Here is a 22,755-nt window from a genome sequence, read left to right as displayed (position 1 = left end):
CCGCCGCTCCGGGTGAGCTACCTCTCGCCAGCCGCGAGGCCGGCGAACGCGACGACGGCGAGTTCGACGCCGGCGGCGGCGCTGGTGCCGACGGTCGTCGCGGCCGCGAACACCAGTCCGCGCGACCCGGAGCCGAGGACAGTCAGCACGGCGACGTTCGCGACCAGCGCTGCGGCCGTCGCGACCGCGAACGTCGCGGCGGCGACCACGCCGCGGTCGTGGGCGTCGGCCGCGCGCGACCCGGCCCAGTACGCGGTGCCGAGGAGGAGCGCGTAGACGAGGACGAACGCGGCGAAACGGCTCCCGAGTACGTACTGCGTGACGTCGCGCGCGGAGACGTCGACACCGAGTTCGAGCAGGAGGACCGTGACGTGCCGCCGGAGGGCGAAGGGGACGGCGACCGCGCCGGCGACGAGCGGGACGACGAGCGAACCTGGCCTGGAGGGCATCGTCCCGGACCGCGACCGCGAGGCAGATGAGCGTTTGGCCGTCGGGACGATCGGGTAGCGGTGGGAACGAGCGTTTGGCCGTCGGGACGATCGGGTAGCGGTGGGGACGAGCGTTTCGCCGTCAGGGCCAGGAGCCGCTGCCCTCGTAGGCGTCGACGACGCGGCGGACCGCCACGACGTACGCGGCGGTGCGGAGGTTCCGGGTGTCGTTGGCCTCGTGGGCGTCGATCATCGCGTCGAAGGCGTCGGTGATGACCGCCTCGAGTTCCTCGTTGACGCGGTCCTCGGTCCACTGGAAGCGCTGGCGGTTCTGCACCCACTCGAAGTACGAGACCGTGACGCCGCCCGCGTTCGCGAGGATGTCCGGGACGACGTGGACGCCGCGCTCGGTGAGCACGTCGTCGGCGGTCGGCGTCAGCGGCCCGTTCGCCGCCTCGACGACGACGTCCGCCTGGACCTCCCGCGCGAGGTCGCCGTCGATGGCGTTCTCCAGGGCGGCGGGCACGAGCAGGTCGACGTCCAGCGTCAGCAGGTCCTCGTTACCGAACTCCTCGGCGGCGCCGTCGTAGCCGGTGACGCTGCCGGTCTGGCGCTTGAAGTCCTTGACGTCCCGGGTGTCGAGGCCGTCGGGGTCGTGGACGGCGCCCGAGGAGTCCGAGACGGCGACGACGTCCGCGCCGAGGTCCTCGATGAGTTCCGCGGCGACCGAGCCCGCGTTCCCGTAGCCCTGCACGGCGACGGTGGCGCCGGCGATGTCGCGGTCGAGGTAGTCGAACACCTCGCGGGCGGCGAACATCGTCGACCGCCCGGTCGCCTCGACGCGCCCCTCGCTGCCGCCGTTCTCGAGGGCCTTCCCCGTGACGACGCCGGGCGCCGTGGTGTTCTCGAGTTTCTCGTAGGTGTCCTTGATCCAGTTCATCTCCCGCTGGCCGGTGTTGACGTCGGGGGCGGGGATGTCCTTGTCCTCGCCGACGAACGGCCGGAGCTCCTTCGCGAACGCCCGCGTGATGCGCTCGAGTTCGCCCGCCGAGTACTCGCTGGGGTCGATGACGATGCCGCCCTTCCCGCCGCCGTAGGGGACGTCGACGACCGCCGTCTTGTACACCATCCAGCCGGACAGCGCCTTCACCTCGTCGCGAGTGACGCCGGGGTGGTAGCGGATGCCGCCCTTGTACGGGCCGCGGTCGCCGTTGAACTGCGAGCGGAAGGCCCTGAACGTCTCGATGGAGCCGTCGTCCATCTCGACGGAGAGCGTCGTCTCGAGCACGCGCTCGGGCTGCTTGAGGCGTTCGAGGACGTCGGCGCCGACGTCCAGGTGCTCGCTGGCGTCGTCGAGTTGCTCCTGGAGGCTCTCGAATGGGTTCGTCTCCGTCATTGTTCCTGGGAATCATGGGGGTCGGCAAAAGCGTGGCGACTTGACTATCAAAGGCAGTAATTTAAGGTGGTTAGTCGTCCTTAGCCGCCTCCGCGCGTTCGACGACGCGCTCGGCCTGCGCCACCAGCGGCGCGTCCACCATCTCGCCGTCCACGCGGAAGACGCCCCGGTCCTCGGCCGCCGCCTCGTCCCTGGCGGCCAGGACGCGCCGCGCCCACTCGACGTCCTCGGGTGCGGGCGTGAACGCCTCGTTGATCGGGTCGACCTGCGCGGGGTGGACGGCCATCTTGCCGTCGTAGCCCAGCCGGGCGGCGAACGCCGTCTCCTCGCGGAGGCCGTCCGTGTCCCCGATGTCGGTGTACACGGTGTCGATGGCGTCCACGCCCGCGGCGGCCGCGGCGAGCACGACGTGCTCGCGGACGTGCAGGACTTCGGTCCCCTCGTCGGTCCGCGTCGCACCGACGTCCGCGGCGAGGTCCTCGGCGCCGAACACGAGCGCGTCCGTCGGTCCGGCGTCCGCGATCTCCTCGGCGTGCAGCACGCCGCGCGCGGACTCCACGAGCGCCAGCACGGGGACGTCGACGGCGTGCTCGTCGAGCAGGCGGCCGAGCGTCACCACGTCGTCCGCGCTCGCGGCCTTCGGCAGCATGACGGCGTCGAACTCCGGGTGCTGGCCCGCGAGCACCGTGTCGAGGTCGTCGCCCGCGCCCCCGCCGACGGGGTTCACGCGCACGCACACCTCGCAGTCCGGGTCGAACCCTGGGTCCGAGAGCACCGACTGGACGGCGGTCCGGGCCTCCGTCTTCCCCGCCGGCGCGATCGCGTCCTCCAGGTCGAAGACCACCACGTCCGCGCCCGTCCCGGGCGCCTTCCGCATGAGCTCGGGCTGGTCGCCGGGCGAGAACAGCACGCTTCGTCGAGCCATACGCGACCACGCGTCCGGCGCGTCCTTGTACTTTTCCGGAGGCGTTTTGCCGCGGCCCCGCGACCACTCGCGCATGCCCGGACGCTACTACGAGGAGTTCGAGGTCGGGGAGACCATCGAACACGAGAAGCGCCGCACCGTCTCCGAGGCCGACAACCAGCGGTTCTGCGACGCGACGATGAACCAGCAGCCGCTGCACCTCGACGCCGAGTTCGCCGCGGACACGCAGTTCGGCGAGCGCATCGTCAACGGCCTCCTGACGATGAGCCTCGCCGTCGGCATCACCATCCCGGAGACGACGGACGGCACCATCGTCGCGAACCTCTCCTACGACGACGTCGAACACCCGGCGCCCGTGTTCCACGGCGACACCGTCCGCGTGCAGTCGACGATCGCGGACAAGCGCGAGACCAGCGACGGCGAGCGCGGCGTCGTCACTTTCCACGTCGAGGTGTTCGCGGTGAACCGCGAGGACGAACCGCTCGTCTGCGAGTTCGACCGCACGGTGCTCTCGCTGAAGCGCGAGCACGCCGCGTAGCCGCCGCGAGCCGCGGCACGTCCTCGCACACCGGGGAAGCGCTTTTGCCGGTCCGGCGGCGCCGTCCAGTGTGCTCGACTAGACGTCGTCGCACCCGCCGCGCCGTCCTCGTCCGCGCCGTCCTCGTCCGTGACGGCCTCGTCCGCGACGGCCGCCGGACGCGCGCCGGGTTCTCGCCGTGCCGCCCGCCGACTACCGACTCGCGGCCCACGAATCCACGAATGTACGACGCACGCGACGACGTCCCCGAACCGCACCGCTTCGACCTGACTCCCGTCTTCGACTCGCGCGCCGACTGGGCCGACGCCGCCGCCGAACTCGCGTCGGCCGTCGACGCCTTCGACCTCGACCGGCCGCTCGCCGAAGTGCTCGCGGCCTTCGAAGCCCTGTCCGCTCGCGACCACCGCCTCCGCACGTACGCGGACCTCCGCGCCGACGTGCGGACCGGCGACGACCGGCGGCAGGCCGACCGGTACCGCGCGGAGTCCCTGCACGGCGACGTGATGGCGCTCCGGGACGACGTGGAGCGACGCGTCCGCGACGCCGACGTCGCGCCCGACGACCCGGCGGTCCCGCCGCGCTTCGAGCGCTACGTCGCCGACGTCCACCGGCGCGCGGACCACGCGCTCGACCCGTCTGGCGCCGACGTCCTCGCCGCGCTCGAGGACGTCCTGGACGCGCCGGAGCGCACCCACCGCGCGCTCGTCGACGGCGACTTCCAGCCCCCCACGATCGACGTCGACGGCGACGAAGTGGCACTGACGCGCAGCGAGCGCTCGCGCGTCCAGCGGACCGGCGACCGCGACGTCCGGCGGCGCGCGTTCCGCGCGGTCCGCGACGAGTTCGTCGCGCGCCGCGAGACGCTCGCCGCGACCCTCGACGCGATGGCGCGCCGGAACGTCCGCGTCGCCGCCCTCCGCGGCTACGACAGCGCGCTCGACGCCGCGCTCGCCGGCGACGACCCCTACGTCGCCTGCCGCCCGCAGCAGCGCCTCCCCAGGGGCGTCTACGACGCGCTCGTCGGCGGCGTTCGCGCGAACCTCGCGCCGAAACACCGCCTCGAACGCGTCCGGCGGGACGCGCTCGGCGTCGACACCCTGGAGCCGTGGGACCGCAACGCCGCGCCGCTGGACGGCGACGCGCCCGAGTACGAGTACGCCGAGGCCCGCGACCTGATTCTGGACGCCGTCGCGCCGCTCGGCGACGCCTACCGTCGCCGCGTCGACCGCGTCTTCGACGACCGCCGAATCGACGCCTTCGACTACCCGGGGAAGACCGAGCGCGGCGCCGGCTACGCGACGCACGCGCCAGACGCCGGGTCGTTCGTGCTCGCGCGGTGGAACGGGTCGCTGGCGCACGTGTTCCTGCTCGCGCACGAACTCGGGCACGCCGTCCACGCGTCGCTCGCACAGGACGCCCAGCCCCACGCAACCGCCGGCATCCCGGCCCCGCTCGCGGAGCTCCCGAGCAAGCTCCACGAGGTGCTGCTCGCCGACCACCTCCTGGCGTCCGCGAGAGGCGACGAGCGCACCGCGGTCGCCGCGCGCGCCGTGCGGAGCGTCGGCGCGAACCTCTTCTTCTCGGCGCGCTGGGCGGCGTTCACCCGCGAACTCTACGAGCGGGCCGCTGACGGCGACCGCCTCACCGCGGAGTGGCTGGACGAGACCTACGGCGACCTGTACGCGGAGTTCGTCCCGGCGCTCGAGGCCACCGACCGCCTGCGAGCGGGCTGGACGACCGGCCTCTACGCGGTTCCGCTCTACCACCACTGCCCCTACATTCTCGGGACGGCGGGCGCGCTCGCAGTCGCGGACGGCCTCGGCGACGAACTCCGGCCAGCGGACTACGTAGGGTTCCTCGAAGCGGGCACGTCGGCGCCCGCCGTCGACCGTCTCGAGGACCTCGGTGTCGACGCCACCAGTCGGCACGCCGTCGCCGACGCAGTCGCCGCCTTCGACCGGTACGTCGACGCGTTCGCGGCGGCCGCAGCGGAGTGAACCGTCTCCGGGGGAGCCTCCGTCCTCGCGTGGGCCGGACCAGTGTTGCCGCGTCGACGCGTCGCGGTCCCGGCGCTAGCGGTGGTCGCCGACGCCTTCCGCGCGGACTGACTCAGTCGCCGGCCGCGGACGCGTCGTCGCTGCGCCTGAGCGGCTGGCGCTCGCCGTACGTGAGGGTGCGCCACAGCCACTCCAGGGGCCCGTACCGGTACCGCCGGAGCCACGCCACGGACAGCACCACCTCCACGGCCCAGATGGCGACGACGACGCCGAGCGCTTCGACCCTGGTGACGCGCCCGAACAGGCCGAGGCCGTGCCCGTAGAAGACGGTCGTCGCGACCACGCTCTGGAGGATGTAGTTGCTGAACGCCGTCCGGCCGATGGCCGCCAGCCCCTTCGTGACGCGGCCCCGCGGCCACTTCCGCGCGAGCAGCATCACGGCGCCGACGTACGCGCCGGCGAGCGGGAACGCCCCGAAGTAGATGAACTGCTGCCAGTAGATGCCGGCCCGCGGCGTCCAGCCCGCCGCCTCGACGTACGCGACGCCGGCGACCAGCGTCGCGACGCCGACGACGCCCCCGACGGCGACCAGCAGCCGGTAGAACCGCGCCGACCGCTCGTTCGTCAGCACGCCCCACTTGAACAGCGCCATCCCGACCATCATCGAGCCGGCGGTCCGCCAGGCCGTCGCGCCGAGGTAGCTCGTCGTCTGGCGGTTCCAGGCCGACTCCGCGCGGTGGTCGAACTGCTCGAGCCAGCCGCCGCGGTACGTCTCGACCTCCGCACGGAGCACCGACTCGGCGGGCCGCCACGTCGCCGCGAACGACGACAGGTCGCCGTACGTCGCGGTCAACACCTCGGCGACCGACGGCACCACGAAGAGCGCGGCGCCGACGGCGGCGAGGAACCTCGCTGACTCGTCGCGCACGAACACGACGAACACCGCCGTGACGCCGTACGACACGAGGATGTCGCCGTACCACAGGAGGTAGGCGTGGGCGACGCCGAACACGATGAGCCAGAACGACCGGCGGTAGTGCAGGCGCAGTGTCGTCAGGTCCTCGTCGAACTTCCGCGTGAACAGCAGGAGGCTCGCGCCGAACAGCATCGTGAACAGCGTCAGGAACTTCCGCTCGGCGAAGACGTGCCCGACGAACCACGCCCAGTAGTTCGCGCCCGAGAAGTCGCCGTACACCGTCGGGTTCAGCAGGACGATCTCCGGCATCGAGAACAGCCGAATGTTGATGACGAGGATGCCCAGCAGCGCGAACCCCCGCAGGGCGTCGAGGCCGACGATGCGCTCGGACGGCGGCGTCGGCTCCGCGCCCTCGTCCGCCGCGGCGTCCTCGCTCATCCGTCGCTCCTCCCCGCGACAGCCGGCGGTCGTCGCTGTACAGCGTCCATCGCGTACTGGCCCGTCGCAGAGCCAGCACAAAAGGTGTTGCTAGGGTGCGCCGAAGCGGCGTTCTGGGGTGGTCGCTGGTGCCGCGTTCTGGGGTGGTCGCTGGTGCCGCGTTCGACGGTCGGCCGCTGGCGTCGCCTAGAGGATGGTGCCGTGCTTCTTCGACGGGCGGTCCTTCTCGACGTCCTCGTAGAAGTCGAAGCGGTTCGACAGCTCCGTGCGGAGCTCGGAGGGCGGCACGATCTCGTCGATGACGGTCTCGGAGGCCATCCGGTGGACGTCGATGTCGCGGCGGTACTCCTCGCGGAGCTCGCGCTCGCGCTCGGCGCGCTCCTCGGGGTCGTCGATGTCGTCGAGCTTGTTCGCGTAGACGGCGTTGATGGCTGCCTCCGGGCCCATGATGCCGATCTCGCCCGACGGCAGTGCGATGACGGACTCGGGGTCGTAGGCGGGACCGCTCATCGCGTAGATGCCGGCGCCGTAGGCCTTCCGCACGACCACGGACTGCTTCGGGACGGTGGCCTCGCTGGTCGCGTAGATCATCTTCTTGCCCTTCTCGAGGATGGCGTCTTTCTCCACCTGGCTCCCGGCCATGAACCCCGGCGTGTCACAGAGGTACAGCAGTGGGACGTTGTACGCGTCGGACTTCCAGACGAACTCGGCGGCCTTCTCGGCGGCGTCCGGGAAGATGGCGCCGGCGCGCTCGGCGGGCTGGTTCGCGACGATGCCGACCGTCCGGCCGTCGATGCGCGCGTACCCCGTGATGATCTCCTTGCCGTACTCGGGCTTGAGTTCGAAGAACGAGTCGCGGTCGACGACGCGCTCGACGAGGTCGCGCATGTCGTAGCCGCGGTTCGGCTCCTGTGGAATCAGCCCGTCGATGCCCTCCGTGGGTTTCGCGGGCGGTTCCGCGGGCTGGCTCGGCGGCTTCTCGTCGCTGTTGTCCGGGAGGTACTGGACCAGTTTCGCGACGAGGTCGCGGGCGTGCTGTTCGTCCTCGGCGACGAGGTCCGCGCTGCCGGACTCCTCGGCGTGCACCTGCGCGCCGCCGAGGTCCTGCATCTCGATCTGCTCGCCGGTCACCATCTCCACCATCCTGGGCGAGGCGATGGCCATCGCGGACATGCCCTCCACCATCACGGTGAAGTCCGCGAACACGGGCGTGTACGCCGCGCCGGCGATGCAGGGGCCGTACATGACGCAGATCTGGGGGACGCGCCCGGAGAGCCGCGAGTGGTTGAAGTAGTACTTCCCGATGCCCTCGCGGTTCGCGAAGAAGCCGGTCTGCTGGTCGATGCGGCCGCCCGAGGAGTCCATCAGGTAGAGGACCGGCTGGCCGGTCTTGAGCGCGCGCTGCTGCATGCGGAGGAACTTCTCGACGCCGCGTTCGGCCATCGACCCCGCCTTCACGGTGAAGTCGTTCGCCATGAAGTGGACGTCCCGGCCCTCGAACTCGGCGGCGCCCGTGACGAGGCCGTCGGCGGGCAGGCGGTTGTCGGGGTCGGCGTCGTCGACGTCGGGACTGTGGGGGTGCCAGGCGTCGAAGTGCGCGAACTTCCCGTCCTCGAAGAGCAGGTCGCCGTTGCCGTCGCCGCCGTCGTCCCCGAACCAGAGATCGAGGCGGTCGCGGACGAACAGTTTGTCCTGCTCGCCGAGGCGCTGCTTGTACTTCTCCGGGCCGCCCTCGAGGATGTCGGCGATCTCCTCGCGGAGGCGCTGTTCGCGCTCGGTCGGCCCGAGGTCGTCGTCGTGGTCGGCCGCGGAACCGGTCTCCCGTTCGGGGGCGTCGTGCGTGGCGGCGGGTTCGTCGGCGTCGCCGAGGTAGACCTCGACGTCGTCGCCGACGTGCGCCGCGAGGGCGGCGGCGACGGCGGCGGCCTCCTCGCCGGTCGCGCCGGCGCCGATTCGTACCTTCATAATCGTTCGTGGCTCGGGGGGACGCAAACCGTTTTCTCTTCGGCGGCCGCGGGCCGGGCGGCCACGGAGCTTATGCCGATGTGTGCCATACGTTAGCACATGGGTCCCGTCGAACTCGCGCTCGGGCTGCTGCTCGGCGTCGTCGCCGCCGGGTTCGCGTACCTCATGCCGCGCGTGTACGCCACCATCTACCGCCGCTGAACGCCCCGCTCCGGGGCCGGCCGCGGTCGCCCAGGGGACCCCCTACAACTATGGGTTCGGCTCCCGCCGCTTCACGCATGAGCGAGGACGCCATGCGGCGGTTCCCCGTCCCGGACACCGACAGTCTCCCCGAGGACCTCCGCGAGCGCATCGCCGAGGAGACCGAGCGAGCCGGCTTCACGCCGAACGTCTTCGAGGCGTTCGCGTACAAGCCAAGTCACTTCCGCGCGTTCTTCGCGTTCCACGACGCGCTCGTCGACGACTCGCCGCTCGCCCGCGAGGAGGTCGAGATGATCACCGTGGCGGTCTCCGGCGCGAACGACTGCCTCTACTGCGTCGTCGCGCACGGCGCGCTCTGTCGCATCTACGCCGAGGCCCCCAAGCTCGCGGACCAGCTCGCCACCAACCACCGCGCCGCCGACGTCTCCGAGCAGCACCGCGCGATGCTCGACTTCGCCGTGAAGCTCACCGAGTCCCCGGAGGCCGTCACGGACGAGGACGTCCAGCGCCTCCGCGACGCCGGCTTCTCCCGGGAGGCGGTCTGGGACGTCGCGGCCACGGCCGCCTTCTTCAACCTCTCGAACCGCATGGCGGTGGTCGCGGACATGCGGCCGAACGACGAGTTCTACGCGATGGGCCGCGACCAGTAGCTCGCGGCGACTCGACGGCGGCGACGCTCCCACCGGCGACTCGACGGCGGCGACGCTCCCACCGGCGACTCGACGGCGGCGACGCTCCCACCGGCGACCTGACAGCGGACGCACTTGTTTTCGCTTCAGGGAACGCTTTTGCTCTGCACGCGTCGACGGCCTCCCATGCGGACTCCCTCCGCGGTGACGCCAGCGCTCACAGCGGGCCGTGAGTACGCGTGCTGAACGTCGGCGCCGAGCGGCCGCCGCCCGTCGTCGCGAAGTACTACCTCTACCAGGCGACTGCCACCTACGGGCTGTTCTGGCCGGTGTTCACGCTGTTCCTGCTGCGCCGCGGCCTCACGTACACGCAGATCGGGCTGCTCGGGAGCGTCTCCGCCGCCCTCGTCGTCGTCGGCGAGATTCCGACTGGCTACGTCGGCGACCGCGTCGGCCGCCGGAACAGCCTCCTCGTCGGGGCCGCGCTGATGACCGCGTCCGTGTTCGGGTTCGTCGCCGCCCACACCTTCCCGGTGTTCGCCGCGCTGTACGTCGTCTGGGGGCTCGGGATGGCGTTCCGCTCGGGCAGCGGTGACGCGTGGCTGTACGAGACCCTCGAAGAGCGCCTCGACGAGTCCGCGTTCACTCGCGTCCGCGGTCGCGGCGGGTCGGTCAACCAGTGGGTGAGCGCGGGGTCGATGCTCGCCGCTGGCGTGCTGTACAGCGCCGACCCGCGGCTGCCGTTCCTCGCTGGCGGCGTCGTGCTCGCCGCAGGGATCCCGGTCCTGCTGTCGATGCCCCAGACCGACCACCACACCGACGGCGACGCGCTCGGGGTCCGCGACGCGGTCCCGGTCGTGAAACGCCAGCTCTCCCGGCCGCCGCTGCGGTCGACGGTCGCGTACCTCGCGCTGTTCTTCGGCGTCGCGAGCGCCGCCGACGAGTACATCCAGCCCGTCGCCGTGAACGCGGTCGGCCTCCCCGAATCCGGCCTGGGGCCGCTGTACGCGGGCTTCACCGTCGCCGCGGCCGTGGCGAGCTACTACGCCAGCGACGTCGAACGCCTCCTGTCCACCCAGTGGGCGGTCGTGCTCGTCCCGGCGCTCGTCGCCGCGTTCCTGGTCGTGCCGTTCGCGCTCCCGGTCGCCGCGCTCCCAGCGTTCTTCGTCCTGAAGTCGGCCCGGTCCGCGGTCGCCCCCATCGCGAACGGCTACCTCAACGACCACGTCGACGCGGCGGGCCGGGCCACCGTCCTGAGCGCCGCGTCGATGACGTACGCGCTCGTCCGACTGCCGCTGCAGCCGGTCAGTGGTGTAGTCGCCGACGCCGCGACGCCGGTCGCGGCGCTCGCCGCGCTGGGCGGCCTGCTGCTCGTCGGCGGCGCGGGCGTGTTCGCGTGGGAGCCGCCGGCCGCTCCGACGACCGGCGACGGGAGCGCGACCGAGTAAGCGCTGCCTACCACCGCGCTCTCCCGCACCACTATATTCAAGTGCGTTACAGTAAGAGGGACGAACGTGTCTCGGCGCCCAGCACTCCGGCCCGTCGCCGTCGCCGCGGTCGTCCTCGCCGTCGTGGCGGCCGCGCCGGCCGCGGCGGTCGGGACCGGCGCCGCCGCGGCGGACGGACCGGTGGAGTCGGGCGTCCTGGGCGTCTCGATGACCGGTCCCGGCGCGGCGACGGTCGACGGCGGCGTCTTCTACGTGTGGGCGGACGAGCCCGTGACCTTCGAGGTGACTGTCGGCGACTACCTCGGGGTCTCGGACACCTACTACGCGGACTACCGCGTCACCGTGGCCGACGAGCGCGACGCGTCCCTGCACCCGACGCGCGACGACTCGATGGCGGCCACTGCCGTGACGCTGCACGAACTCGAGCGACGCACGGTGAACGTGACGGTGGACGCGGGCTCGCTGGAGCGCGGCTCCCACACGCTGTACGCGAGCATGTACGACGACGAGCCCGGGTCGTCGCCGCGCCTCGACGACGAGTCCTTCGAGGTCCGCGTCATCACGGAGGGCGGCGACCTGGACGGCGACGGCTACGCGAACGGCGAGGAGCTCCGCGGCGACACCGACTTCCGCGACCCCGACACGGACGGCGACGGCCTGCCGGACGGCTTCGAGGTCCACGAGTTCGGCAGCGACCCGACCGACCGCGACACGGACGGCGACGGCGTCCCGGACGACCAGGAGGTCCGCGAGGACACGGACTACACGCTACCGGACTCCGACGGCGACGGCCTCGACGACCCCACCGAGCTCGCCGGCGACTCGTCGCCGACCGACCCGGACGCGGACCTCGACGGCCTCACTGACCCCGTGGAACGCGAACTCGGCACGGACCCGACCGACCGCGACACGGACGGCGACGGGCTCTCGGACTTCGACGAGGTCGAGCGGTACGGGACGGACCCGACGGACGCGGACTCAGACGGCGACGGCCTCGACGACGGCATGGAGGTCGAGCGGTACGGGACGGACCCGACGGACGCGGACTCGGACGGCGACGGCATCGAGGACGGCGAGGAGGTACTGCGCGGCACGGACCCGACTGCGCCGACGGACGAGGACGACCAGAACGCGGCCGGCATCGACGGTGGGGCGGCGGACGAACACGCTGCGGACACCGGCGGTGGGGCGGCGGACGAACACGCTGCGGACACCGGCGGTGGGGCGGCGACCGGCGACGCGTCGGCGGCGCTGACGCGCGAGACGCTGGAGGGCGCCGGCCTGCTCGCGTGGCTGGTGTCTCCACAGACCGTCTACGCGCTGGTTTCGACGCTATGAACGCTCGCACGCTGACCGCGGCGGCGGTGCTCGCGCTGGTCGCTGCAGCCCTGGCCGGCGCCGTCGCGCCGGTCGGTGCGTCTTCTGGTGCGTCTTCTGGTGTGTCGTCAGGTGCGTCGGTGGGTGAGTTGTCTGGTGTGTCGTCCGGCGAGTTGTCTGGCGCGTCGCGGGGGCCCGCCGCTGCGGCGGCCGACCCGACGTACGTCGACGAGAACGTCACGTCGGACGCGACGTGGACGCGCGAGGACGGTCCCTACTTCGTCAGCGACGACGTGACGGTCGCCCGTGGCGCGACGCTGACCATCGAAGCGGGGACGACCGTGAACGTCGGCGAGGACGTCCGGATCACGGTCCGGGGGAGCCTCCTGGCGAACGGCACGGCGACCGACCCCGTCGCCATCACGACCGCGCAGCCGTCGCCGTCCGCCGGCGCGTGGGACACCATCGAGTACGACGGCGCCGGCGACTCCGTGCTGCGACTCCGGAACGCGCGCGTCGCCTACGGCCAGACGGCCGTGACCGCGACGTCCGACGCCGGCCGCGTCGTCCTCGACGGCGCGACGGTCTCCGACCACGTCCGGTCGGGGCTCCTGGCGTCCGCGCGAGCGGGCGCGCCGACGGTCGCGGTGCGGGACTCGCAGTTCACCGCGCTCGGGCAGGCCGGCGTCGAGTACGGCGTCGACGAGACGAACCCCTACCTCGAGGACGCGGGCCGGTTGACCGTCGCGGGGACGTCCTTCGAGCGGACCGGACGGTACGGCGTCGCCGTGCACGCGCGCCAGGTCGACCACGTCACGATGCGCGACGTCTCCGTCGCCGGGGTCGAGAGCGACGGCGTGCGCGTCCAGACGGAGTCGCCACGGAACCGGCCGACCGCGACGAACGACCACCGCGCGACGGACGTGTCGCTTCGCGGCGTCGCCGTCCGGGACGCGGGCGGCGCGGGCGTCCACTTCGTCGGCGGCGCGCTGCGGGACGTCTCCGTCGCCGGCGGCGAGTTCCGGCAGGTGGGTGGCGCGGGCGTCCACTTCGAGGAGGCGACGGACGCCGACGACGTCAGCGTCGAGGGGAACGTCGTCACGGACGCGGCCGCCGGCGTCGAGGCAGGCCTGGAGCGGGCCGGCGGCGGACTGCGGCACGTCTCGCTGACGGTCGCGGAGAACGAGCTGCGCCGCGCGGACGGCTTCGGCGTCGACCTCGACCTGGGGTACGTCGTCGTGGACGGCGTCGGCGTGCGGAACAACACCGTCGCCGAGAGCGGCGGCGGCGTGCGCGTCGCCGCCCAGCAGCTCGCCGAGACGACCGTCGCGGACAACGTCGTCCGCGGCAACGACGGGCCCGGCGTCGAGGCGTCGACGCTGCGCCTGCGCGGCCTCGACGTGGTCCGGAACCGCGTCGTGGACAACGAGGGCGCCGGCGTCGCCGTGAGCGCGCGCGACGAACTCCGCGGCCTCGCGGTGGCGGACAACGACGTCCTCGACAACGACGCGTACGGCGTCGACGTCGCCCTCGCGGCCGACGAACGCCGGGACGTCGGGACCAGCGCCGTGGACGCGAACACCGTGGTGGCCAACGGCGACGGCCTGCGAGTCGCCGGACCGGTCCCGGTCCGCGTGACGAACAACTCCGTCGGGCTCAACACCGCGAGCCGCGAGGGCGACGCCGCCGGTGAGCGCGCGTCCACGGGCGTCCACCTCGTGGACGCGAGCCCCGAAACGAGCCTCTCCCGGAACGACGTCTACGGCCACATCACGGGGCTGCGAAGCGCCGCGAACGGCACGGTGGACGCGAAGCACAACTACTGGGGCGCGGCGTCCGGCCCGTACCACGCGACCCTGAACCCCGACGGGACGGGCGACGCCGTGGTGACCGACCGGGGGAAGGCCGTCCCCGCGCCGTACGCCAGCGAGCCGTTCGGTCCGGTGTTCGAGCGTCCGACGCCCGCGCTGACTGCCAACGAGACCACCGTCCGGCCGGGCGACGCGGTGCGGTTCTCCGCGAGCGAGTCGACCGACGACGGGCGCGTCGTCGCGTACTCCTTCGCGGTGGACGACGCCGACATCGAGGCCCAGGAGTCGCCGACGCTCGTCCGGTCGTTCGACGACCCCGGGACCTACGAGGTCGCCGTCACGGTCGAGGACGAACACGGCGTCGAGAGTCTCGCCGCCGCGTCCGTCACGGTCCGCGTCGAAGCGGCGGCGACGACCCGGCCGACCACGACCGCGCCGTCGACGACGACCACGGAGGCGCCGCCGACCGGGACCGACGGCAGCGGTGGCGAGGACGCGCGGTCCCCACTCGACAGCCTGTTCACCGTCTGGGGCGGCCTCGGCGGCGCGTTCTACGGGCTGGGCGTCGCGCTCGGTGGATACGGCACCTACCTCTCGCTCCGCGGCCGCCGGCCGCCGTACCGCGGTCGCGTCGCCCACGCGCTCGCCGGCGCTGGCGTGCTCGCGTGGGTCGCGGCCGGCGTCCTCGTCGACGGCGCCCTGCTCACCGTCGCCGGCGGCGCAGCGGTCGCCTGGGGCGGCGTGACCGGCGCGGTGCTGGCGGTCGCGTCGTGAGCGTGTGCCGCGGTGCTAGCAGTAATCCTCTCGGTCGCTCGTGGCGGCGTGCCAACCGCGGTGCTCGGCGTCTCCCGGGGACCGGCCAGTCCCTCCCGCCCACGGACGTGGTCTCGGTTCGAAGTGCCGAATGCAGAACGCCTATGGCCGACCGGACAGTCTCTCGACGTGAGTCCTCCATGCGTCCCGTGTCCCTCGCGGCAGCCGCCGCGCCCGCCACCCGGTCCCGAGCCCGCTCGGAGGGGCGGCCGTGAGACCCCGTCGCGCGCTCGCACGGCTCCGCGCCGCGCTCGCCGAAGCCCTCGACCAGGACGACCTCGAGCTCACCGAGGGCCCGATCGCGAAGCCGCTCGTCTACCTCTCGGCGCCCATCGTGGTCACGAACCTCTTCCAGGTGGCGTACAACCTCGCCGACACGTTCTGGGTGGGCCGGTACAGCACCGAGGCGCTGGCCGCCATCAGCTTCGCGTTCCCCATGGTCTTCCTGCTCATCTCCCTCGGCATGGGGCTGTCCGTCGCCGGCAGCGTCATGGTCGCCCAGTACACCGGCGCCGGCGACGAGCGCCGCGCCGAGTACGCCGCCAGCCAGACGGTCGCGTTCGCGGTCGTCGTCTCGCTCGTCCTCGGCGGCATCGGCTACTTCGTCGTCGACGACCTCCTGGCGTTCTTCGGCGCCGCGCCCGACGTCTACCCGCTCGCCGTCGAGTACATGCGCGTCATCGCGCTCGGCCTCGTGTTCCTGTTCGGCTTCCTGATGTTCATCTCGCTGATGCGGGGGTACGGCGACACGGTCACGCCGATGGTCGTGATGTTCGGGTCGGTCGTCCTGAACATCGCGCTCGACCCGTTCCTCATCTTCGGCTGGTGGGTGTTCCCCCGAATGGGCCTGGAGGGCGCCGCGGTCGCGACCGTGTTCTCGCGCGCTCTCGCGCTCGCCGTCGGCCTCGGCGTGATGTTCACTGGGCGCCGGGGCGTCCAGATCAACCTCCGCGACATGGCCCCCGACCCCGCGTTCGCGCGGCGCATCCTCGAACTCGGCCTGCCGGCGTCAGTCGAGGGGACGGGGCGGGCGCTCTCCGTGAACCTCATGCTCCTGGTCGTCGGCCTGTTCCCGACGCCCGTCGTCGCCGCGTTCGGCATCGGCACGCGCGTGCTCTCCGTCGTCTTCATGCCGGCCATCGCCGTCGCGCGCGGCGTCGAGACGATGAGCGGCCAGAACATCGGCGCCGGCGAGTACGACCGCGCCGCCGCGGCCAGCCGGTTCGCCGCGCGGGCGATGTTCGTGTTGCTGTCGCTGGTCGGCGTCGTCGGCTGGGTGTGGGCCCGACCCGTCATCGACGTGTTCACGAGCGACCCCGAGGTCGTCGTCATCGGCATCACGTTCATGCGGTACGTCGCGCCCACGTTCGGCTTCATGGGCATCATGCGCGCCTACAACGGGAGCTTCCGCGGCGCCGGGAAGACGCTCACCGCCGCCGTCATCGCCGTCGGCACGTTCGGCGTCGTCCGCCTGCCGCTCGCGTACGGCGCCTCCAGCGTGATCGGCGCGGACGGCATCTGGCTGTCGTTCGCCGTGTCGAACGTCCTCGGAGCGGTCGCCGCGTACGCGTGGTACCAACGCGACACGTGGCGCAGCGCGGACGTCGCCCGTGACGCGACGCCGACGGCGACCGACGACTGACCGCGGCCGCCCGTGGGACGCCGGGCACACGGGCGTCTCGACGAGGGGTGCGGACTCGGGCCCCCGGACGCCTCGTCCCCGGATGTCGAACCGGTAACAAAATACTGATAAGGTCATGCGCACGTGGGCTACCTGGACGACGAGTTAACCGCCGCCTACCGGGAGAACAGATGGAGTGTCTACGCTGCGGTCGCAGCACCGATTACGACCGCGTCGCCGTCAGTCGGTCCTCCGGGACCGTCGAGGGCAGTCTCTGCGTCGACTGCGAGGCGACCTGGATGAACGGGCACGCCGAATCCACGAACGTCGGTCTGGTGGCGTGCCTGGACTGCGGCGACGAGTCTGAGCTCTTCTTCCCAAGGTGGGACTCCATCGTCGAGAGCGAGGACGAGGGGTCAGTCGAGACGGAGTACCGGATCCGGCTCACGACGCCGAGCGGCTGCCGGGAGTGTACGGACCGGTAGGCTCGTCGACGGTCGCTCCCTGCACGGCAGCAGCCACTCGCGGCGAACCTGGTCGGGGCTCCGGGAGTCGCGTACCGGTCGGAGAACACTCGCGCTGGGACTCGTCCCGCGTTGGCTGCGGACCGTCCCGGAACGGGATGGGCGCTGCAGGCCCTGGTCATTGAGCGTGACTACCCTTCATTTTGGCCGCCTCAGGCGCTGTAGCAGTTGGTTCGGGATAGGCAGTAACCGGGACTCGTGGGATTCGCTTAACCTGAAACGACCAACTATGGATCTCGAACCAATCGATCCCGAGACCGCGCTCGAACTGTACCTGAAAGACAAGCAGAACGAACTGGCCGAGGCCTCACTCAAGGGGAAGAAGTACCGGCTCCAGCACTTCGTCCGCTGGTGTCACGAGAAGGGCATCGAGAACCTCAACACCCTCACGGGTCGCCAGCTGCACGAGTACCGACTCTGGCGGCGTGACGACGGCGACCTGAACAAGGTCAGTGAGAAGACGCAGATGGACACCCTGCGAGTGTTCGTCCGGTGGCTGGAAGCCGTCGACGGCGTCGAGCAGGATCTCAGCCAGAAAGTGCTGTCCCCGGCGATCACCCCGGACGAGAACTCCCGGGACGTGATGATGGACAGCGACCAGGCATCGTCGGTCCTCTCGCACATGGAGAAATACGAGTACGCCGAACCGCAGCACGTCGCACTCACGTTGATGTGGCACACGATGATGCGAGTCGGCGGCGTCCACGCGATAGACGTCGATGACTACAACTCAGAAGAACAGTACGTGAAAATCCGGCATCGCCCCGATACCGGCACCCCGATCAAGAACAAGGGCGATGGTGAGCGACTCGTTGCACTCTCAGACGACATCTGCGATCTCCTCGACGACTGGCTGGACAACAAGCGACCCAACGTAACCGACGAATACGACCGAGAGCCGTTACTGGCCTCTCGGCAAGGTCGCCTGCAGAAGACGACACTCCGCACCTACGTGTACCGATGGACGCGTCCGTGCACGTACGGCGAAGAGTGCCCTCATGACCGCGATCCGGAAACCTGTGAGGGCACCGTCCAGCACGCGGCCTCGAAGTGCCCATCGAGCGTCAGCCCACACGCCATCCGGCGCGGAAGCATCACGCACAGCCTCAATAACGATATGCCGGATAAGGTCGTCAGCGACCGCGCGAACGTCAGTCCGAGAGTGATCGAACAGCACTACGACCGCCGCACGGAACAGGAGAAGATGGAACAGCGGAGGGACTACCTCGATAATCTGTAGACAATATTCACGCAATACGCCCGTTGAGGTTAGGATCGCTCGTCGATCAACCCGAACCCATTTTTGAACTGAGCCAGACTATCATATATCAATAGCCGTAGATACGAGAAGAGTCGCATGTACATCGGTGTCGATGGATGTCCGGACGGGTGGATTACAGTTCAATTCAACGAGGGCGGCTACGAATCCTCTTGTCTATGCAAGGATATCGAAGATCTCTGGCAGGAATACGGCGAGACGGCGGAGAGGATCTTGATCGATGTGCCAATCGGTCTTCGGGAGAACTCCAACGCGAAGCGCCCGTGCGACGATGCAGCTCGTGGGAAACTTCGTCCGGAGCGTCACTCCAGCGTGTTTCCCGTTCCAGTGCGGGCTGCTGTTCACGAGGAAAGTTACGAGGACGCAAAAGAGACGCAGGAAGACCGCACTGATGGAAGTCTCGGCGTTCAGTCGTGGGGTATCGCCGATAAGATTGCCGAACTGGATACCTTCCTCCGCAAGACAGAGCCGGATGCCGTTGGAACGATCCGTGAATCTCACCCTGAAGTCTGTTTTTGGGCGCTGAACGGGGAATCCTCCACGGAGTACTCGAAAACGGGCCAACCGGCTGCGGCGTTCTGGGAACGAATCGAGATACTCGAAGCCATCGACGGTTCTATCGTTGATGCCGTCCGCGATGTTACGACCGACCTCGATGCTGAGGTCGGTAATGATGACGTCATCGATGCGTTCGCGTTAGCGCTTACTGCCAGTCCAAAGACCGGCCCGCTTCACACTCTTCCTGACGAGGGATTAGAGAGGGATCAGGGCGATCCGACCGGTGATCTCCCGATGGAGATGGTATACGCGTATCCGTAGATCGGCTTTGAGATGTCGAATAAAGGAATCTACCTGATTTGACCTACTGTGCTAATTTAGACGGAAGGGATTCTTGAAGTCAGAAAACAAGTATCAACTATGACCGACCCTGCAACGGTTGACGGAGATCAAGATTTTCTCCTAAGCGAGGAGGAGATTGAGAGAGACATCACTTTAGTGAAAACCACAGATGGAGTATGGATAGCTATCGACGAAGTCCACGACAAAAGTGTCGAAAGGCGGAGTCGCGGCCAGGCACTACGGGCACTTGATGACTCCATTGGCATCTCATAGTGGAGTCGCGTTCCTCCGTTGAGGTGTAGAGCTAGTAATAGGGAATCGGCAACGATTCATGGTGAATCCCTCTGAGGATCAGAGTCGAACTGGTAGAATCTAAGGGCTGACCGATGACTGAGTACATCTGATGATTTACCCTCTCTTGGAAAGGTTAGTCGTGATTGAAACCGGAGTTGGGATCGTCGTCGGCGTCCCGGAACTCGTCCTCGAAGCGTTCGCGTTCTTCAGCATCGTCCGGAAGGTCGTAGTGAAGCTTCTGGACACGGGGCGAAACATCGCAACGGTGCTCGATCCCATCCGCCGAAACACCCCTGTTCTTCTGATCGGTGATATACCCCTTCCTGATGTGATGCGGGGCTCGACTGCTGGGACATTTGAAGGCGGAGTTGTTCTTCTGCGCTGCTTCGCAGTCCTCAGGGTTGCGGTCATGAGGACAGTCTAACCCAACCTTACACGGACGAGTCCACTTGTAGGCGATCTTCTGTAGCGTCGACGGACTCATTCTCCCGTCGCCCTTCGTAAGCAATGGTTCTCTCCCCTCCTCGTCAGTCGCTGGCGGCCGCTGATCTTTGAGATAATCCTGAATGATCTCTGGAATATCGCCGTAGAGGGTTATTTCCCGTTCACTACTCTCGTCGTTCTTGAGCGGTGTCGTTTCGTTAGTCTCGTACTTGAGAACCCGCTCCTCGTAGTCGAAGCCAGGAACATCACAGCCAATCAATCCGCCTTTTCGGGGACCTGACTGGCACATCAATTCCATCGATACATGCTCGATATCGGCGTACTCGTATTTCCGAAGGTACTCCAGCGATGCTTTCGCTATCTCCGGGTCGAGCTTCTTCTCGTCGACACCCTCGCCACCGGCATAGTCTATTTCCGGGATGTTGACGCACGTCTCGAAGCGAACCGGAGCCATACGATGTTCGATCAGATAACGAATAAATTCACGGAAGAGATACATATCGTCCCGAAGCGTAGTGTCCATTAACGGTTCGTCCCGAGGCAGAGACTCGTACTTTCGCCATTTGTCGTATCGCCCAACATCCTCGCTCGTGAGATCGTCGGTCATTTCGACACGCGCCTCCTCTTCAAGGTACGTCTGGAGATAGTCCAACTTCCGTCTGTACTGTCCCGTCGACTTCACCTCATCCAATTTCTGTTCCCGAAACTCATTCAGGACCTCTTCCATTGAGCGCGACTTTAACGAGAGTTCAGGAAACGAATCCGCCATCTGATCCACGACAGTAGACGCAATCTGCTCTAAGAATTCCTCAGTGGGATCCTCAGAGAGGCGTTGTTTCACGAACTCTACGTCGTCGCGCCGGTCGGTCATCAATTCAGTACAGTAATCACCCACTTAATGCACTTAGCCCTCGACGGCTGATGGCGGAGATATTTACTGGTAATTGGGACTATTCGCCTCTCACTTTCCGGTGAAGAAACGATGCGGAACCCACCGCAGTACGTCGGTTCTAAATAATCTGTTCAAGCGATGGCGCTGTCCTCCTCTGATTTCCAGCTCCCCTTGCCCGAACATAAAAACCGGCAATGAATCAGAGACCAATCCTCAATCAAGCCTACCCTCGTATTGCGATTCCAAAAGATCCATTCAGACGGTAAGCACCCACGGTGTGAGCCTTCACTGCAGTCGGGGGTACCCAGTAGGAACTCCCGCATCATTCGTTTGTAAATTCTCACGCACGCTTTTAGTGATTACTCTATTTAGAGATATGATGTGTGTTTGGCGTACGAGCCGGCTCAGGACGATTGGCTCCTGGAGTTCGACGACTGTGCGGTCGTCTGACACGGGCCCGAGGACGCGCCGACGTCACCTGATCGTTGATACTTTCTTAACTCACTTGGCTCGGAGCCCACTCAACCCCAAGCCAGACCCGGGGGTCAACGTAAAAAGACCAGGGGCTGAGCCTTTTACCAGACTGGTTACTAGAACGGTCCATGAGTAGGGACAGACAGACGTACTCGCGGGAGGACGCCCTGGAAGTGAGGCCGTTCCTCCGCCTCTTCCTGGGCGCACTCGCCATTGAGGACGAGACCCAACGCGTTCGAACGGTGATTATCGTGCTCCTGGCGGGCCGGTTGGGCCTGCGAGCGAACGAGATTCAACACCTGCACGAAGGCTGGATCGATTGGGAGCAGGGCGTCATCCGCGTTCCGGCGCACGACCCATGCTTCTGCAAGTGGTGTATCGATGCCGCCCGCGGGAAGATCGCAACGGGGAGGGAGGTGCCGAATAGTGAGGTCGCCCGCGACGACCCCGACGTCCTGGAGTACGTCTACCAGCACCAGTACGAGCCGAAGCCCGGCGCGAGTGCTCGTGTCGTCCCGTTCGGCTGGTCGAAGCGCATCACCGCGTGGCTGATGAGGTTTTTCGACGAGAACGAGTACGTGGGCGTGACCCAGCAGCAGATGCGCAACGACGTCCGGAAGGCCGCAGGTCTTTCCGAAGGTGTCGATCCAACCAACCTGACGCCGCACCCACTACGGGCGACCGGAGCGACGTTCTACGCGGACGCTGGCCTGCTCTCGAAACCGCTGCGAGACCTGATGGGCTGGAGCGACCGGTCACAGGCGAATCGCTACGTTCGCGCGTCTGGCCGTCAGCTGACGACGCAGGTTTACGAGATGTTCGGCCGGGACGACTGGGCCCCCGAGGTCGTCCCGGAGGACCCCGGCGAGACATTCCCGGTGGCCTGCGACCCGCGGCCGTTCGCAGCGGAGGTCGACGTCGATCCCCGCGAGGGCGACCCTGCCGCCCGGCGAGAACGGGCCCAGCAGCGAGCGAACGAGGAAGAGCCGCTGTTCAATCCTCGGCGAGAGCGTCGGTTCGAGGACATCCCGTACGAGCCCGACCGGCACAGCATCCCGGGCCACATTGATCCGGACGGTCCCGGCCTCGAAGACCCCGACGTTGAGCGCAAGGACAGCGACGCCGACCTCCGGGAGTGGATCGGCTACCAGAACCAGCAGGAAGACCCGGGAGAAAACGATGAAGAGCGGCGCTCGGGCCTGTTCGACTTCGACTTGGACGAGGAGGGAACCGCGCATCCGGTCGTAACCGCGAAGGTGGCGTACGTCGCGTGCGTCGTCCTCGTCTCCTGGTCGCTCACGTTCGGTTCGGTCACGTAACAGACTTCCACCCGCCTGCGGGCCTCTTTATCGGTTCCCGAGTTCCTCCTGGACGATACGGCGTTGGATAGCCCCGCGTCGGGAGTTTCAGGAGGCGGTCGCGGTGCGTCATGCGAGACCAGCCTCTTCGAAGGCGTCGTTCCTGGAGGTACTCAATACTGGTCTCTCGTGGCTCTAATTTGCCCGTTTCGACACCACAGCCGCAACAGAATTCAACTCGTTCCCGCTCGACACGGTCAGGAAAAG

Annotated in this window: 18 protein-coding genes; 12 read left to right on the top strand and 6 right to left on the bottom strand. The window is 68.5% G+C overall.

The genetic code is table 11. The annotated features are described in order from the left end of the window. Positions 1–17: 17 nt before the first annotated feature. The 3 genes from U5911_RS11885 to U5911_RS11875 form a co-directional block, all read right to left on the bottom strand. The gene (locus U5911_RS11885) at positions 18–449 is read right to left on the bottom strand and encodes a hypothetical protein (protein WP_336034388.1); all 432 of its coding nucleotides are present in this window, start codon (positions 447–449) and stop codon (positions 18–20) included. Between the two features lie 121 nt (positions 450–570). Further along, entirely contained in the window at positions 571–1,824 is a 1,254-nt protein-coding gene (locus U5911_RS11880) for a Glu/Leu/Phe/Val family dehydrogenase (RefSeq protein ID WP_336034387.1), read from the bottom strand. Between the two features lie 70 nt (positions 1,825–1,894). Next, positions 1,895–2,749: an HpcH/HpaI aldolase/citrate lyase family protein gene (locus U5911_RS11875; protein ID WP_336034386.1), complete on the bottom strand. Its 855-nt coding sequence runs from the start codon at positions 2,747–2,749 to the stop codon at positions 1,895–1,897. Between U5911_RS11875 and U5911_RS11870 the strand changes: the two genes are divergently transcribed. Both U5911_RS11870 and U5911_RS11865 read left to right on the top strand, forming a co-directional pair. After that, positions 2,700–3,287: a MaoC family dehydratase gene (locus tag U5911_RS11870; protein ID WP_336034385.1), complete on the top strand. Its 588-nt coding sequence runs from the start codon at positions 2,700–2,702 to the stop codon at positions 3,285–3,287. The genes U5911_RS11875 and U5911_RS11870 overlap by 50 nt on opposite strands. Positions 3,288–3,508: 221 nt before the next feature. Then, positions 3,509–5,284: a M3 family oligoendopeptidase gene (locus U5911_RS11865; protein ID WP_336034384.1), complete on the top strand. Its 1,776-nt coding sequence runs from the start codon at positions 3,509–3,511 to the stop codon at positions 5,282–5,284. A 112-nt stretch (positions 5,285–5,396) separates the two neighbouring features. Here U5911_RS11865 and U5911_RS11860 read toward each other — a convergent pair whose 3' ends face one another. After that, entirely contained in the window at positions 5,397–6,638 is a 1,242-nt protein-coding gene (locus tag U5911_RS11860) for a DUF418 domain-containing protein (protein WP_336034382.1), read from the bottom strand. 186 nt (positions 6,639–6,824) lie between these two features. After that, positions 6,825–8,603 (bottom strand): acyl-CoA carboxylase subunit beta, encoded by a 1,779-nt coding sequence (locus tag U5911_RS11855; protein WP_336034381.1) that lies wholly within the window; start codon positions 8,601–8,603, stop codon positions 6,825–6,827. A gap of 278 nt (positions 8,604–8,881) precedes the next feature. On the opposite strand from U5911_RS11855, the gene U5911_RS11850 reads away from it, so the two are divergent. The 9 genes from U5911_RS11850 (at position 8,882) to U5911_RS11810 (ending at position 19,359) form a co-directional block, all read left to right on the top strand. Beyond that, positions 8,882–9,454: a peroxidase-related enzyme gene (locus U5911_RS11850; RefSeq protein WP_336034380.1), complete on the top strand. Its 573-nt coding sequence runs from the start codon at positions 8,882–8,884 to the stop codon at positions 9,452–9,454. A gap of 218 nt (positions 9,455–9,672) precedes the next feature. After that, positions 9,673–10,881: an MFS transporter gene (locus U5911_RS11845; RefSeq protein WP_336034379.1), complete on the top strand. Its 1,209-nt coding sequence runs from the start codon at positions 9,673–9,675 to the stop codon at positions 10,879–10,881. Positions 10,882–10,947: 66 nt separating this feature from the next. Next, positions 10,948–12,219 carry a calcium-binding protein gene (locus U5911_RS11840; protein WP_336034377.1) on the top strand — a complete coding sequence of 424 codons (1,272 nt, stop codon included), beginning with the start codon at positions 10,948–10,950 and terminating at the stop codon, positions 12,217–12,219. Next, positions 12,216–14,783 carry a right-handed parallel beta-helix repeat-containing protein gene (locus U5911_RS11835; RefSeq protein ID WP_336034376.1) on the top strand — a complete coding sequence of 856 codons (2,568 nt, stop codon included), beginning with the start codon at positions 12,216–12,218 and terminating at the stop codon, positions 14,781–14,783. Before U5911_RS11840 ends, U5911_RS11835 begins: the two co-directional genes overlap by 4 nt. Before the next feature lie 250 nt (positions 14,784–15,033). Beyond that, a complete protein-coding gene (locus U5911_RS11830) occupies positions 15,034–16,464 on the top strand; it encodes an MATE family efflux transporter (protein ID WP_336034375.1) in 1,431 nt (476 codons plus the stop codon). A 170-nt stretch (positions 16,465–16,634) separates the two neighbouring features. Next, positions 16,635–16,928 carry a hypothetical protein gene (locus U5911_RS11825; protein ID WP_336034374.1) on the top strand — a complete coding sequence of 98 codons (294 nt, stop codon included), beginning with the start codon at positions 16,635–16,637 and terminating at the stop codon, positions 16,926–16,928. A gap of 268 nt (positions 16,929–17,196) precedes the next feature. Further along, complete coding sequence (locus U5911_RS11820) at positions 17,197–18,207, top strand: tyrosine-type recombinase/integrase (RefSeq protein WP_248897105.1); 1,011 nt, start codon at positions 17,197–17,199, stop codon at positions 18,205–18,207. 117 nt (positions 18,208–18,324) lie between these two features. Next, the gene (locus U5911_RS11815; RefSeq protein WP_336034371.1) at positions 18,325–19,065 is read left to right on the top strand and encodes a DUF429 domain-containing protein; all 741 of its coding nucleotides are present in this window, start codon (positions 18,325–18,327) and stop codon (positions 19,063–19,065) included. A gap of 99 nt (positions 19,066–19,164) precedes the next feature. Next, positions 19,165–19,359, top strand: coding sequence for a hypothetical protein (locus tag U5911_RS11810; RefSeq protein WP_336034369.1), 195 nt, complete (start codon positions 19,165–19,167; stop codon positions 19,357–19,359). Between the two features lie 154 nt (positions 19,360–19,513). Here the strand turns inward: U5911_RS11810 and U5911_RS11805 are convergent, their stop codons facing one another. Continuing rightward, positions 19,514–20,695 (bottom strand): hypothetical protein, encoded by a 1,182-nt coding sequence (locus tag U5911_RS11805; RefSeq protein WP_336034367.1) that lies wholly within the window; start codon positions 20,693–20,695, stop codon positions 19,514–19,516. A 623-nt stretch (positions 20,696–21,318) separates the two neighbouring features. Here U5911_RS11805 and U5911_RS11800 point away from each other — a divergent pair. Continuing rightward, positions 21,319–22,509: a site-specific integrase gene (locus U5911_RS11800; RefSeq protein WP_336034365.1), complete on the top strand. Its 1,191-nt coding sequence runs from the start codon at positions 21,319–21,321 to the stop codon at positions 22,507–22,509. Positions 22,510–22,755 lie beyond the last annotated feature (246 nt).

Origin of the sequence: Halobacterium yunchengense, assembly GCF_037031165.1 — an archaeon.
In the GTDB taxonomy this organism is placed as follows: Archaea; Halobacteriota; Halobacteria; order Halobacteriales; family Halobacteriaceae; genus Halobacterium; species Halobacterium yunchengense.
Note: the sequence above shows the minus strand (reverse complement) of the source record. Positions and strands in the feature narration are given on the sequence as shown.

Coding starts and splice junctions, on each gene's coding strand:
- U5911_RS11810 (WP_336034369.1), top strand. CDS start 19,165: ATGACCGACCCTGCAACGGTTGACGGAGATCAAGATTTTCTCCTAAGC.
- U5911_RS11855 (WP_336034381.1), bottom strand. CDS start 8,603: ATGAAGGTACGAATCGGCGCCGGCGCGACCGGCGAGGAGGCCGCCGCC.
- U5911_RS11850 (WP_336034380.1), top strand. CDS start 8,882: ATGAGCGAGGACGCCATGCGGCGGTTCCCCGTCCCGGACACCGACAGT.
- U5911_RS11865 (WP_336034384.1), top strand. CDS start 3,509: ATGTACGACGCACGCGACGACGTCCCCGAACCGCACCGCTTCGACCTG.
- U5911_RS11875 (WP_336034386.1), bottom strand. CDS start 2,749: ATGGCTCGACGAAGCGTGCTGTTCTCGCCCGGCGACCAGCCCGAGCTC.
- U5911_RS11805 (WP_336034367.1), bottom strand. CDS start 20,695: ATGACCGACCGGCGCGACGACGTAGAGTTCGTGAAACAACGCCTCTCT.
- U5911_RS11885 (WP_336034388.1), bottom strand. CDS start 449: ATGCCCTCCAGGCCAGGTTCGCTCGTCGTCCCGCTCGTCGCCGGCGCG.
- U5911_RS11820 (WP_248897105.1), top strand. CDS start 17,197: ATGGATCTCGAACCAATCGATCCCGAGACCGCGCTCGAACTGTACCTG.
- U5911_RS11870 (WP_336034385.1), top strand. CDS start 2,700: ATGAGCTCGGGCTGGTCGCCGGGCGAGAACAGCACGCTTCGTCGAGCC.
- U5911_RS11880 (WP_336034387.1), bottom strand. CDS start 1,824: ATGACGGAGACGAACCCATTCGAGAGCCTCCAGGAGCAACTCGACGAC.
- U5911_RS11815 (WP_336034371.1), top strand. CDS start 18,325: ATGTACATCGGTGTCGATGGATGTCCGGACGGGTGGATTACAGTTCAA.
- U5911_RS11800 (WP_336034365.1), top strand. CDS start 21,319: ATGAGTAGGGACAGACAGACGTACTCGCGGGAGGACGCCCTGGAAGTG.
- U5911_RS11835 (WP_336034376.1), top strand. CDS start 12,216: ATGAACGCTCGCACGCTGACCGCGGCGGCGGTGCTCGCGCTGGTCGCT.
- U5911_RS11825 (WP_336034374.1), top strand. CDS start 16,635: ATGGAGTGTCTACGCTGCGGTCGCAGCACCGATTACGACCGCGTCGCC.
- U5911_RS11860 (WP_336034382.1), bottom strand. CDS start 6,638: ATGAGCGAGGACGCCGCGGCGGACGAGGGCGCGGAGCCGACGCCGCCG.